10 protein-coding genes are annotated in these 12,350 nt (G+C 62.5%); 3 read left to right on the top strand and 7 right to left on the bottom strand.

Annotated elements, in window-relative coordinates; all coding sequences use genetic code 11:
- Position 1: 1 nt before the first annotated feature.
- Together HDC35_RS15980 and HDC35_RS15975 are read right to left on the bottom strand one after the other, a co-directional pair.
- Positions 2 to 817: a ferredoxin--NADP reductase gene (locus HDC35_RS15980; RefSeq protein ID WP_184648390.1), complete on the bottom strand. Its 816-nt coding sequence runs from the start codon at positions 815 to 817 to the stop codon at positions 2 to 4.
- The gene (locus tag HDC35_RS15975; protein WP_184648389.1) at positions 810 to 1,274 is read right to left on the bottom strand and encodes a hypothetical protein; all 465 of its coding nucleotides are present in this window, start codon (positions 1,272 to 1,274) and stop codon (positions 810 to 812) included. The genes HDC35_RS15980 and HDC35_RS15975 overlap by 8 nt, the downstream gene beginning before the upstream one ends.
- A gap of 508 nt (positions 1,275 to 1,782) precedes the next feature.
- Here HDC35_RS15975 and fdhD point away from each other — a divergent pair.
- On the top strand, positions 1,783 to 2,574 hold the full coding sequence (fdhD, locus tag HDC35_RS15970) for a formate dehydrogenase accessory sulfurtransferase FdhD (RefSeq protein ID WP_184648388.1): 792 nt from the start codon (positions 1,783 to 1,785) through the stop codon (positions 2,572 to 2,574).
- Complete coding sequence (locus HDC35_RS15965) at positions 2,571 to 3,080, top strand: molybdenum cofactor guanylyltransferase (protein WP_184648387.1); 510 nt, start codon at positions 2,571 to 2,573, stop codon at positions 3,078 to 3,080. The genes fdhD and HDC35_RS15965 overlap by 4 nt, the downstream gene beginning before the upstream one ends.
- On the opposite strand, the gene HDC35_RS15960 is transcribed toward HDC35_RS15965, so the two are convergent.
- From HDC35_RS15960 to HDC35_RS15940, 5 genes are all read right to left on the bottom strand, one after another.
- Complete coding sequence (locus HDC35_RS15960) at positions 3,077 to 5,347, bottom strand: FdhF/YdeP family oxidoreductase (protein WP_184648386.1); 2,271 nt, start codon at positions 5,345 to 5,347, stop codon at positions 3,077 to 3,079. The genes HDC35_RS15965 and HDC35_RS15960 overlap by 4 nt on opposite strands.
- A 221-nt stretch (positions 5,348 to 5,568) precedes the next feature.
- Positions 5,569 to 6,510: a hypothetical protein gene (locus HDC35_RS15955; protein WP_184648385.1), complete on the bottom strand. Its 942-nt coding sequence runs from the start codon at positions 6,508 to 6,510 to the stop codon at positions 5,569 to 5,571.
- Entirely contained in the window at positions 6,503 to 9,175 is a 2,673-nt protein-coding gene (locus HDC35_RS15950; RefSeq protein ID WP_184648384.1) for a fimbrial biogenesis outer membrane usher protein, read from the bottom strand. Before HDC35_RS15950 ends, HDC35_RS15955 begins: the two co-directional genes overlap by 8 nt.
- A 21-nt stretch (positions 9,176 to 9,196) precedes the next feature.
- A complete protein-coding gene (locus HDC35_RS15945) occupies positions 9,197 to 9,958 on the bottom strand; it encodes a molecular chaperone (RefSeq protein WP_184648383.1) in 762 nt (253 codons plus the stop codon).
- A gap of 148 nt (positions 9,959 to 10,106) precedes the next feature.
- Positions 10,107 to 10,622 (bottom strand): hypothetical protein, encoded by a 516-nt coding sequence (locus HDC35_RS15940; RefSeq protein ID WP_184648382.1) that lies wholly within the window; start codon positions 10,620 to 10,622, stop codon positions 10,107 to 10,109.
- Between the two features lie 556 nt (positions 10,623 to 11,178).
- On the opposite strand from HDC35_RS15940, the gene HDC35_RS15935 reads away from it, so the two are divergent.
- Positions 11,179 to 11,889: a LuxR C-terminal-related transcriptional regulator gene (locus HDC35_RS15935; RefSeq protein WP_184648381.1), complete on the top strand. Its 711-nt coding sequence runs from the start codon at positions 11,179 to 11,181 to the stop codon at positions 11,887 to 11,889.
- Positions 11,890 to 12,350 lie beyond the last annotated feature (461 nt).

Raw genomic sequence — 12,350 nt, 5'->3', positions numbered from 1 at the left:
CTCAGCCCACGAATGCGCGCTCGATCACGAAATCGCCCGGCGACGCGTTCGACCCTTCCTTGAAGCCCAGTTCCTCGAAGCGGGCCTGCAAGTCGCGGATCATTGCCATGCTGCCGCACATCATGATGCGGTCGCTTTCGGGATCGAGCTCGGTCGGTCCGGTGAGCGGGTGGCCAAAGAGCGACCCATCGTCGATCAGCGCGTCGATACGACCCGTCGTCCGGAACGGCTCGCGCGTCACCGTCGGCAGATAATGAAATTGCAGCAACGCCTGGTCCTGCACCAGCGGATCGCCCGCGAGCTGGCTTTCCAGCTCGTCGCGGAAGGCCAGGTCGCTGACTTGCCGCACGCAATGCACGATGACGATCTGGTTGAACCGCTCATAGATGTCCGGGTCGCGCGCCAGGCTGAGGAAGGGCGCGAGCCCGGTGCCGGTCGAGAGCATGAACAGCCGCTTGCCCGGCAGCAGCGCGTCGGCGACGAGCGTCCCTGTCGGCTTGCGGCCGAGATAGACGGGGTCGCCCGGCTGGATCAGCTGGAGCCGCGAGGTCAGCGGGCCGTCGGGCACCTTGATCGACAGGAATTCCAGCTCGTCGGCATAAGCGGGGCTGGCGATCGAATAGGCGCGCAGCAGCGGGCGCCCCTCGCCGGGCAGGCCGATCATCACGAACTCGCCCGAACGGAAACGAAAGCTGGGCGGACGCGTGATGGTGAAACTGAACAGATGCTCGTTCCAGTGGCGCACCGAACGCACCTCTTCGACCGTCAGCGAGGCGGAGGGGGCGAGCTTTGCGGCTTCGGCAATACGGTCACTCATCACTTGGACTTTCCTGATATGTCGTGGTGCCGGCCGCGAGGGACGGCATGTCGAATCCCGCTGCGATCAGCCGATGGGCCGCGGCGCCCATAGCCCTCGCGATCGCGCCGACGCGGTGTTCCGCGGCCAGCAGGGCCAGCGTCGCATGGGCATTTGCGGTGCTCTCAAGCGAAAAATCGCGCCAGAGTCCAAGCAGAATTGCTTCATCCTCTGAAATCTGGAGGCATGGCATCGGCGCGAGCGCCAGCGTTTCCACCGCATCGCCGGCAAGCAGCGCCATCGCGATATGGAAATCGGGCAGCGCGCCCAGCGCCTCGACCGCAGAAAACCCGCGGTAAAGTCTCTCCGGCGGACATTGGCCGCGCTCGGCCGCCGAAACCCACGCGCGCATCGCCCACAGCAGGAAACGCCCGCCGTTGCAGAGGCTTTCGACCGGTCGATCGACAAAGGCGTACATTGCATCCCTTTCCAGCGCACGCACGACGCGGCGCGGGCGCGCTTATATGTTATTGCGAGTCATTTGCAATTAAAGATTCCGCCCGAACAGGATGGGGCGCGCTTCTGGAGGAAGACAGCTATCGACCGCCGCTCCTCCCTAACCCGTTCGCATCGAGCAAGGTCGCGATGCCCATCGGGCCAGGCGCCACAGCGACGGGTGTCTCGACTTCGCTCGATGCGAACGGAAAAGGGGAGCGGCTGGAATCCAGCCCAAAGCCGGCGTCTGCAAAAAGGCCTTTCCTACAATATCCGGCTATGCCAGCCTTCATTCCGGCTCTTTCATGTGATCGCGGCCGGGCGCGCCCCGCATCCCCGCGGCCGCCAATCGGGCGGCGCACAGGGCTGACTTTTACTGACTTTTGGACAGCGTCGCAGGCGGCGGCAAGCCCGCCCCCATGCTGCCACAGCCGCGACGCGGTCGCGACAAGCCGATACCGATGGGCTATCGTGCAGGCATGAGCAGCGAAATGATCGCCTTCCCCCTCCGCCGCCTGGGCCTTGCCGAACCCGGCGATGCGGAGCTGACGCGGAGCATCGCCGTCGAGGCGCCGGTGTCGGTCGAGGTCGGCGGCATCGGCTATGCGGTGATGATGGCGACCCCCGCCGATCTCGAGGATTATGCGGTCGGTTTCGCACTCGGCGAGGGACTGATCGAGGCGCCGGGCCAGATCGGCCGCGTCGATATCCATCCTGTCGAGGGCGGCTGGGCGCTGCGCATATGGCTGCCGCCCGAACGGAACGCCATCGCGCTGGACCGCGCGCGCAAGCGGGTGAGCGAGAGCAGCTGCGGCCTCTGCGGGATCGAGAATATCGAGGAGGTGCTGCGCCCCCTGCCCGCCGTCACGGCCCGGATCGCCACGGACCGCGCCGCCATCGCGGCGGCGCTGGCGGCGCTCGGCGATCACCAGCCGCTCGCCCGCGCGACGGGCGCGGTCCATGCCGCGGCTTTCTGTTCGCCCGACGGCGCGATCCGGCTCGTGCGCGAGGACGTCGGGCGGCACAATGCGCTCGATAAATTGATCGGCGCGCTGGCGCGCGCGGGTGTCGATCCGGGGGCGGGCTTTATCCTCTTGTCGGCGCGATGCAGTTACGAACTCGTCGAAAAGACGGTGCGCGCGGGGTGCCCGATGCTCGTCACCATTTCGGCGCCGACGAGCCTTGCGGCGGAGCGCGGGGCGGCGGCGGGACTGACGCTCGTCGCGCTGGCGCGGACGGATTCGGCGCTGGTCGTAAGCGACCCGCACGGGATGATCGGATGAGGACGCTCGGCGCGGTGCTTGCGGGCGGGCGGTCGCGCCGCTTCGGGTCGGACAAGGCGCTCGCGACGCTGGACGGGCGAACATTGCTCGACCATGCGCTGGCGGCGCTGGCCCTGCACTGTGACGCGCTGGTCATCGTCGGCCGCGACGGCGGGATTGCCGACTGGCCGCGCCCCGACATGGGACCGCTCGGCGCCTTTGCGGGCGCACTTGGCCACGCGGCGGAGGGAGGCTTCGATCAATTGCTGACGATATCGGTCGATTGCGTGCGCCTGCCCGCCGACCTCCGCGCGCTGCTCGAACCCGCGCCCGCCTTTCTGGACAGCCAGCCGGTGATCGGGCTGTGGCCGGTTCCGGCGCTGGCGACGCTGCAGGCGATGCTGGAGGACGAACGCGACCTGGCGGTGCGCGCCTTTGCCCGGCGGATCGGCGCGCGCGCGGTGACGTGCGATTTCGTGCCGCCCAATATCAACAGTCCCGCCGACCTCGCCCGGCTGTCGGGCTAGCGCATCGCGACGACGCGCACCGGAGTCGACTTCGCCGCGGGGCAGCCGCTTGTCTTGTCGTAGAGGCCAAGCGGCATCAACGGGTTGAGTTCGGGATAATAGCCGGCGACCGATCCGCGCGACATCGGATAGTCGATGATCGTGAGCCCGTCGACGCGCCGCGCGATGCCGTCGGTTCCGATCGTTTCGAGCGCGACCTTCGCGCCTGCCTCCAGCCCGCGCGCCGCGATGTCGTCGGCGTTCATGAACAGCACCATCCGGTCGTTATACACGCCGCGATATCGGTCGTTATAGCTATAGATCGTCGTGTTGAACTGGTCGTGCGAACGTACGGTGGCGAGCCGCAGCATGTCGGGATCGGCGACCGGCGCATTGACCGCAAGCCCCGGCAGCAGGAGGAAATTCGCCTTGCCGTTCGGCGTTGCCCAGACGCGGCGGCGCGGCGGTATGTCGAGGTGAAACCCCATCGGCGCCTTGATGCGTTCCGAAAATCCCTCGTAGAGCGCGGGATAGACCTCGGCGATCTTGTCGCGGATCAGGCCATAATCGTCGATATAGCGCGCCCAGTCGACCTTGCTGTCGGGCAGCGCCGCCATCGCCATGCGGCAGACGATCTCGGTCTCGGGCAGCAGGTGCGGGCTCGCGGGGTCGAGCACGCCGCGCGAGGCGGTGACGTTCGACATCGAATCCTCGATCGTCACGAACTGCTCGCCCTTCGCGGTTTCGATCCGTTCGGAGCGCGCGACGACGGGGAGGATCAGCGCGTCCCTGCCATGGACGAGGTGCCCGCGGTTGAGCTTGGTCGCGATGCCGACGGTGAGGTCGAGCTTTCGCATCGCGGCATAGGAACGGTCGGTGTCGGGCACCGCCCGGACGAAATTGCCGCCGAGCCCGATGAAGACCTTGGCCGTGCCCGCGAGCATCGCCTCCACCGATTCGACGGCATGATGGCCCTCGCCGCGCGGCGGTTCGAAACCGAACACGTCGCGGACGCGGTCGAGATATTCCTCCCCCGGCTTTTCGTCGATCCCGACGGTGCGGTCGCCCTGCACGTTCGAATGGCCGCGGATCGGCGAAATGCCCGCGCCGGGTTTGCCGAAATTGCCCTTGAGCAGTAGCAGGTTCGCGATCTGCTGGACGAGCTCCGACCCCCGCTGATGCTGCGTCACGCCCATGCCGTAGCAGATGAGCGTCGCGTTCGAACGGATATAGATTTCGGCGCAGCGTCGGATCTGCGACTCGTCGATCCCCGCCGCTGCAACAAGGTCGGGCCAGTCCAGCGCCTCGATATCGGCGCGCAGCGCATCGAACCCCGACGTATGTTCGGCGATGAAATCATGGTCGAGCACCGTTTCGCCCGCGGCCTCGCGCTCGAACAATATCTTCATCATGCCCTTCAGCAGCGCGAGATCGCCGCCGACCTTGATATGCACGAATTCGCTGGTGATGTCGGTCGAACCGAAGGTCGCCATCTGGACGATGTCCTGCGGCTCGGTGAACTTGATCAGCGCGCGCTCGGGCATCGGGTTGACCGCGACGATCGGCACCCCGCGTCCCCGGGCCTCGACCAGCGGGGTCATCATCCGCGGCGCATTTGTGCCGGCGTTGTGCCCGATCAGGAAAATGGCCTCGGCATGCTCGAAATCGTCGAGGATCACCGTGCCCTTGCCGACCCCGATCGAGTGCGGCAGCCCGCGGCTCGTCGGTTCGTGGCACATGTTCGAACAGTCGGGGAAATTGTTGGTGCCATATTCGCGCACGAAGATCGAATAGAGGAAGGCGGTCTCGTTCGCGGTGCGGCCCGACGTGTAGAATTCGGCCTGATTCGGATCATCGAGCGCGCGCAGATGCTCGCCGATCAGCGCAAAGGCGTCGTTCCAACTCACCGGCACATAATGATCTGTCGCCGCGTCATAGCGCATCGGCTCGGTCAGCCGGCCCTGCATTTCGAGCCAATAGTCCGACCGTTCCATCAACTCGGCGACGCTATGCTGCGCGAAGAAGTCCCGCGTCACGCGGAATTTGGTCGCCTCGTGCGCGAGCGCCTTCGCGCCATTTTCGCAGAATTCGAGCTTCTTGGTGCAGGTCGCGTCGGGAAAGGCGCAGCTCGGGCATTTGAAGCCGCCGGGCTGGTTCATCGCGAGCAGCGCGCGCGAGCCCTTGCCGACGACGCTCTGCTCCATCAGTACCTTCGCGGTCGCCGCCGCCGCGCCCCAACCGCCGGCGGGGCTGTCATAGGTCTTGTACCGGGGTGTCTGCTCGGCCATTGCGCGCCGAGTAAAGCATAGCCGCCCCGGCATTTCCATCGCTACCGGTAAAATATGGAACCGGCCTCGACTTGGCCGACATGATCCGCCCAGCCGCCCGCCTTCTCCCAACCCGCCTTCTCCCACGGAGAGCGGACGTTCCGCCGCGAGCCAGGGTCAGCGGCCGATAGCGGGCAATTGCCCGACTGGCAGCAAATGGCGCCTATCCCGTTCCGCGTCGGTCACGGTACATTGAATGTGATCGTCAAGGTGTCGTGATATTGACCGGCGGCGCGGCTTGCGCCTTGACCTGGAACGCGAAATTGCACCGGAATATCATAATCCAGCCCGTCGGGTCGGAACGGCAACATCACCATGTCGCGCGATGCGATATCGACGGGTGCGCCGCGAACCAGAACTTCGTACCGAACGCCGGGCGCGCCATTCGCATGCGAGAGGACGCCGCCGCTTGCCGAATGAAAACTCATATTGACGTCAGCGTTGGCTCGCATCTCGAATTGCACCTCGCGCTCCGCAGCGCCGTTCAAATCGCCTAGGTCGATATTGGTCTCGCGTGCCCCGCCGCCGAAATCCGGGGAATTGACCACGAGTGCGGACGGCACGCGCGTCGTGATCGTCAACGGAGCTTCCCCCTGGAGTTGAGGGTTGCCTTCGATATCCGAAAAGAGACGCAGCATCGCCTGTCCCTGATAGCGCCCGCTACGGACGATTTGCCCGGCAGGGATCGCGACGAGCAATGCGACGACTTGCACGCTCGAACCCGCGGGAAACATTCCCTCGATCCTCGATTGTTGCGACCCGAAATAGTCGGGGCTCAAGAGCGAGGGACCGTTTGCGGTCGGCAGCACGTCATAGACAAGTTCATTCGATCCGTTGGCAAGGGAAGGCCTGCCACCCGCCGACCGGTCAAAACCCGTCAGGAAAAAGCGGCAGGCTGCCCCGCTATGCCGAATTTCGACCGTGACGCTTTCATAGGATTCGGCTTTGGAAAATATGTCGTAACCGCGGCCGACTGGTCCCAACCAATCGACGCCGCCCGCCAGGCTTAGATCGAGGCGGCACGGCCCCCCGCTTCCATCGATGACATCCTGCGCGCGCGCCGCGTCGCCGCTGGCCGCGAACAATGCGATAATCGCCAAAGGGCCCCAAGATCGATTATTCATTTTCATTCTCCTCGCTGCGGCGGGCCGCGTCCATGTCAAAGCGGATCGGCGTATCGAGCCGGAAAATTCCTTCGGCATCTTCAGGTACGGCTACGGTTGCGCTGATCGTCCGCCCGTCGACATCGATCATAAGTCGATAGCTTTTTCCCGCTTCGACCCCTTCGACGAAAAACCGCCCTGCCGCGTTGGTGAACAACGGAATATGCGTGTCGGCATCGGGTTCCGCGCTCTCCGCATTCCCGTCGAGCAGCACCGCCTCTCCCGCGACATACGCAAGGACATCGCCATCACGGTCGGTCAAATTGCCGACGATCGAGACATTCCGGTCATTGCCGACCGTAATATAATAGCCGCTGCGATAGCCGGGATTAAGAACGAACACTTCGCCGCCCAGTGAGCTGCCGGCCGGCGCATCGGGGGCGTCGACCTGGATCGCGCGATTGAAATAGGGGGTAAGTGTTGTGACCACCGCTGGACCCAGCGCGCCGCTCTTCCCCGAATAGGTCACATCGGCCGAACCGAAACCGACCCGCGGCTCAACGAACAATTGATGATCACCCGCAGCGCTGTCGGCGTCGAATATCGCAAAGCTGTTGGTGACTGGCCGACTGAGTGCGAAATGGCCGTCGGCCATCACCAGCGCCGTACCGAAAGTCAGGTCGCTCCGCAGGTCGCGGCCGCCATCCGAGAAATAGTTGCGCGCCGTCTGTTCGGCTGTGGCCTCGAACCGGTTGCCGAAATAGGATGCGCGGACAAATTGTCGGTCGGCGCCATCGCGCCGTTCGATGGCCGCGTTGAGCGACATGCTGCCGATGCCATTCGCCCCGACCTGATTATAGAAAACGCGCGCATTATTGTCCTGGCTGTCGAACGATGCCGTCAGCGACGCGCGCCCGAAGGGTATGGTCATCCCCACGCTGAAACCCAGTCCCGATTTCTCCGATGTACGTCGATACTCGACGCTTCCCGACAGGTTGCCGAAGCGAAATTGATGGAGATAGTTGACGCCGACGCTGTAGCTGTCGCGAAAACCGCGATAGTCTTCATAGGCTCCGTATATTTGGGCGCGGCCGCGCGTACTCACGCGCTGGCTGATCCGGAACCGCGCCAGCTTGGCGACAAAATCGCCGCCGGTAATATTGTTGAGGGTCCGGAAATTGCGCCCCGTCATCGTCAGCGACGCATCGATTGTCCGGTCGCGCGCCGGATCGCCCTCGCGCCAGCGATATTGGAGCGAGGCGCGTCCGCTGTCCAATCCCGGAACGCGAACGTCGGTCGCGAGATTGAAAGCAAATGTGCCGAACCGGGTTGCCCAGAGCGTTTCCACGCCGACATTGCTGAAATACCGGTCGCCCTCCCAATTTGCTCCAAGGGTCAGCGCCTCTGAAATCCCATAGCGGACATAGCCGGTCATGTTGTAATTGCCCGTGTCGTATCGCCGTACGCCGCCTTCGTCGCGAAATGGCACCCCGGCATTCACCGCAAAATCGAGCAACCCCGGCTTCAGCAGGTCGATATCGAAAAAGGCTGGGAACAGCAGGCGCTCGGTTTCGCCGCTGGCGTAGGTAATCAACAACTCGACATCGTTCGCCGCCGATGAAACCAGGGGAAAACCGCGCAGATTATAGCGTCCGCTCCCCAGGTCGAAGCTGCGGGTGGGAACGCCGTTCACGAAAACCTGGACCCGCGCATCCCGTTCAAGCTGAAACTGTTGTTCGGGAGACGGGCGAATATCGAGATAGGGGTTGATGGTATATTTTCTAAACGCCGAAACCCCGGCCATTCGCGGCGCCAGTTGAAACGGACGCCGCCCGATCGTCAAATCGCCCACCTCGTACCGGATGAGCGAAGCGCGGTCGTCATAGGTCAGCCGCACGTCGCCGCGCCTGAATTTTCGTTGCGCGCGATCATCGTAGCGAAACTCGGCTTCGGCGGCGATGCCGTGGATGTTCATGGCAACATCCACGTCGGCGACGGTCCGATAATGGCCTTCGATATCGCTGGTCGCGTCTTCGACGAACGTCAGCCCCACACGGCCGGAGACATAGCCCGAAACGCGACTTTGCGGTATGCGTTGAAGCTCGTCGCGTCGGCGGATCGATCGGATATATAAGTCGGAAACGCCTCGCATTTCGTTCGGTATGTCGATCTGCAGCACCAGCCGTGCATTGTCGAACTGCAGTTGGATGCCCGCATCGCGCAGCGCATCGAAACTTACGATTTTCGCATTGTCGGCCAGCGCCTCGAAGGCCGCGCGCTTTTCGTTCACTATCAATGGCACCAGCGTCTCGCGTACGAAACGGGCCTCGATACTGCCGCTGTCGGCGGGGCCGGGCGAGATCGCAAAATCGCCGACATAGATGTTCGAAATCTGTACCGCATAGTCGCCGAGACCGAGCGTCGGGCGTTCGGTGCCGAACACTTGGCGGTAGATGTCGTCGGTCGATGCATCGACATCGAGGTCGCCGTCGCTGGCGTCTGCGATATCGGCGGGATCGACTTTCAGATCGTCGCCAACTTCAGAGATGCTCTGGTCGACCTCCGCCACCGCAGCATGGAGCGGGCCGACGTAAAGGCCGATCGCGATTGCGACGACGCCTGCGGACGCTCTGAATGTCCGGTCCGGTCGCCATGGCGTTCTTGTTGGCTCGAATTGCGCGCCCATGGCCGTTCCATCGCGCCCCGCTCACTTTAAGATCGTGTAGGTTTTCTGAAGCTCGCCGGTGACCGGGCCGCGCGGCAGGTTGTCTGGCCAGGGAAGGCGAACCTTGCGCTCGCTGCCGGCCAGAACATTGAGGTTTTGAAGCTCCGCCAATTGCGCCCCGGTCAGCGTTACGCTGCTCCCCCCGGCCGAATGCAATAGCAGCGTGGGTTTGTCGATCAGCGCGCGCGCGCTACCATCATTCTTGATCGACAGCTCGAGCCATGTCTGGCCGCTACTGTCGGTCGTTTCCTGTATTTGAGCGAGTGACGCATCGGGAACCTTGCCCGGCGGCGTCACATATAATGCCGCCTCGTAACGATAGGCCAGACTCACATTGGCGGTCGTGTCGCCCGTTTTCCGGGATTTGAATTTGATGGGCAGTTGGGTGGTCACGATGCGGTAGGCAAGCTCGCGTTCCGGGCTGGGATCGCCTACCCAGCGAACCTTGAAGGTCTGGCTGGATTTGGGCGCAATCACCATTTGCGGCGGCGTGATGAGAATATCTTGCGTTTCGAGCACCAGCCGGTCGGTTCCGTCGGCAAGCTGCTCGCGCTTGTACGCTTTCACCTCGATCGCGATCGGCTGTTCATGCGAATTTGTAATCGTCATCTGCTGGGCCGACGCGGCGCCACTCGGCCGCAGCTGAACGACAATCGGCGTGAGGTCATAGGCTCCCAACGGAACCAGCGTCCCGACCGCCAGTATGGCGGCTCCCGCAATGAACGCGAAGATTTTCCTGAACAAACCGGCCTCCCCCCAAATGATTGGACCCAAATGAACTCCCGTATCGGCGATCCCGCAAACGCCAGCACAGGCCGGATGGAGCAAAGCCCCATCCAACCTGCACCGGGTGCCTCATGGGGGGTCGTCCGCCATGAAGCCGGGGGGACCGTCAATAATTTGCTGCCAGCGTGATGGTCAGCGTGTCTTCGTACGTCCCGGCAACCGCATATTCGGAAAGGCTGTCGAAGCTGAGGTCGAGGTTTCCGGTACGGACGCCACCATTGGTCAGGATATTTTCCCAATCATTGTTGGTGCCGATGACGGTCGGGCTGGTGATCGCGGCCGAATTGACGCTCGATACGCCGCCGGCGTTGCCGAAGCCGATCGATTCGACATCATAGTCGATGTTCACCGCGCCGCTGCTTTCCTGATGCTCCATGCCGCCATTCAAGGACGTCAGCGACACCGTGTAGGGAGAGTTGCACGAATAGAGAATGGTCAGCGATCCCTGGTTGCCGGTGTCGAGCATATCGACATTGTACGAACCCGATCCTTCAGGGACGAGTTCGCAATTGCTGGCGACCGAGCCGCTGAGGTTGATGGCATAGCTTTCCGAATCCTGCGCCGCAGCAGGAACCGCCGCCAGGGCGAGCGGAAGCGCTGCCAGGAAGATTGCATTTTTCATGATCAAGTCCTTTCCTCATTTTTTAACAAAAAGAGAGACATGGCCGAAACCAGCCAAGCGACGTCGCGGGGTCTTATTGTCATTGGTCGCCCCACCTTGCCTCTCAATTTGCAAGTTAAACGCGCCAGAATCGTACGGAAATCGGAACAGGGGATTCGCTGCGGGACGCTGATGGCGCAGGCTTGCACGCCGGCAAGCCGGCTCTTATCCAAGTGGGGGGATTTTAGAACTTAAGATATCAGCGCTGTCCCAAAGCGTGGTGCAGCCACTGGAATCCATTCCTGATGGTCAGCGTCGCGAAACAGCCGAAATCAGAAATGCCGTCCCGCTACGGCTTCGGTCTGCTGTCTGTGCAACCTTGATTCGCCGTTAACATCGCGTAAAGTGTAAAGTTGGGGCGAACAATTCCGATTCGTTTTGAAGACGGCGCCCCCAAATGACCAAGTCATTGGTCAAAGTGGTGGGGGTTTAGGCGCAGGGGCGCCGCCTCCAACTATCTGGCGCAAACCTCTCGGGTCGCAGTTTGCCCAGCCGGATCGATAAGCTGAGGGGCTTTATGTTAGACTCGACCTACTCCGTGCTCGTCCTGTGCCGCGAAACGCTTCTACGCGAAGCGGTTACCGATGCCATCGATTGTCGTTCGGGCGCGATTGTCGCGGCCGCCGCGATCCTTTCATCGAATTTGCGCGATGAGCTGAACTTCGACCCCGATATCGTGATCTATGTCGACACGGGCAATGACGGCGAGGATATCCAACGCGATGCTGCCAACGCGGAGGCGTTTCGGAAATCGCACTGGATCTTGATGAGCGACCGGCACAATTCGCCGCTGCTGGCACGGTTGATGGACCTGAAGGCGCGAATGTCGTTGACCGGTCTGAACCTCTCGCGCCACGCGCTCACTCATCTTGTCGGCTTGTCCGCGCATGGTCATGAGGTGCGTCTGGACGACCACGACGACATCGTCCTTTCTGAAGAACGCAACGACATTTTGAATGCTGGATTGGTCGCTTCGCAGTGGCGGCTGCTGCGTTACCTGGGGTCGGGCATGTCCAACAAGGAAATCGCACGCGAGGAGCGCACGTCGGTCAACACTGTGAAAGTCCGCGTGCGCGCTTTGCTCAATCGCCTCGATGTCGCCAACCGGACGCAGGCCGCAGTAAAGGTTGCGAAAGCAGGCTTGTGCAGCGGAGGCGAAACAAATCGCACGAACGTCGTCGAATATCACAATGTGGAAACCAAGAACGTGGCCGACGCCGTGGGATAGCATGCTGGACGCTGGTCCGTTTTCGAACCCGGTTCGGCAATATTCTGAGCGCTCATTTAGCTTCGTCATCCCGGACCTGATCCGGGATCCATCGCGGCGTCGAAGTCATGGACCCCGGATCAAGTCCGGAGTGACGAGGGGGGAGCTGGCTGTGACGGCTAACCACCCCAAAGCTGACACCCAAGTTTGAAGCGAGGGACGGCAGCGTACCACCGGAAGCGATATCGCGCTGTAGCGAGCAATGGAGAATGGTGCACCCAAGATGATGAAGATGAGAACTGGATGATCGTTGTTTGAGGTTCAGATGGCCTGACCGACCAGTCAGCATCTGTCTCACTTGGTCCTACCCAAAGCTCAAAACCGTCTAATTAGGCCGTGTTGACAAAAGGGATTCCCAAACCGGCCTTCTTCTGATTCAAGACTGCTTTTTGGGGGGCAGTCATGGGTCGCGGGGATTTGTC

Source organism: Sphingopyxis sp. JAI128 (genome assembly GCF_014207235.1).
Taxonomy (GTDB): domain Bacteria; phylum Pseudomonadota; class Alphaproteobacteria; order Sphingomonadales; family Sphingomonadaceae; genus Sphingopyxis.
Note: the sequence above shows the minus strand (reverse complement) of the source record. Positions and strands in the feature narration are given on the sequence as shown.

Coding starts and splice junctions, on each gene's coding strand:
- HDC35_RS15980 (WP_184648390.1), bottom strand. CDS start 817: ATGAGTGACCGTATTGCCGAAGCCGCAAAGCTCGCCCCCTCCGCCTCG.
- HDC35_RS15975 (WP_184648389.1), bottom strand. CDS start 1,274: ATGTACGCCTTTGTCGATCGACCGGTCGAAAGCCTCTGCAACGGCGGG.
- fdhD (WP_184648388.1), top strand. CDS start 1,783: ATGATCGCCTTCCCCCTCCGCCGCCTGGGCCTTGCCGAACCCGGCGAT.
- HDC35_RS15965 (WP_184648387.1), top strand. CDS start 2,571: ATGAGGACGCTCGGCGCGGTGCTTGCGGGCGGGCGGTCGCGCCGCTTC.
- HDC35_RS15960 (WP_184648386.1), bottom strand. CDS start 5,347: ATGGCCGAGCAGACACCCCGGTACAAGACCTATGACAGCCCCGCCGGC.
- HDC35_RS15955 (WP_184648385.1), bottom strand. CDS start 6,510: ATGAATAATCGATCTTGGGGCCCTTTGGCGATTATCGCATTGTTCGCG.
- HDC35_RS15950 (WP_184648384.1), bottom strand. CDS start 9,175: ATGGGCGCGCAATTCGAGCCAACAAGAACGCCATGGCGACCGGACCGG.
- HDC35_RS15940 (WP_184648382.1), bottom strand. CDS start 10,622: ATGAAAAATGCAATCTTCCTGGCAGCGCTTCCGCTCGCCCTGGCGGCG.
- HDC35_RS15935 (WP_184648381.1), top strand. CDS start 11,179: ATGTTAGACTCGACCTACTCCGTGCTCGTCCTGTGCCGCGAAACGCTT.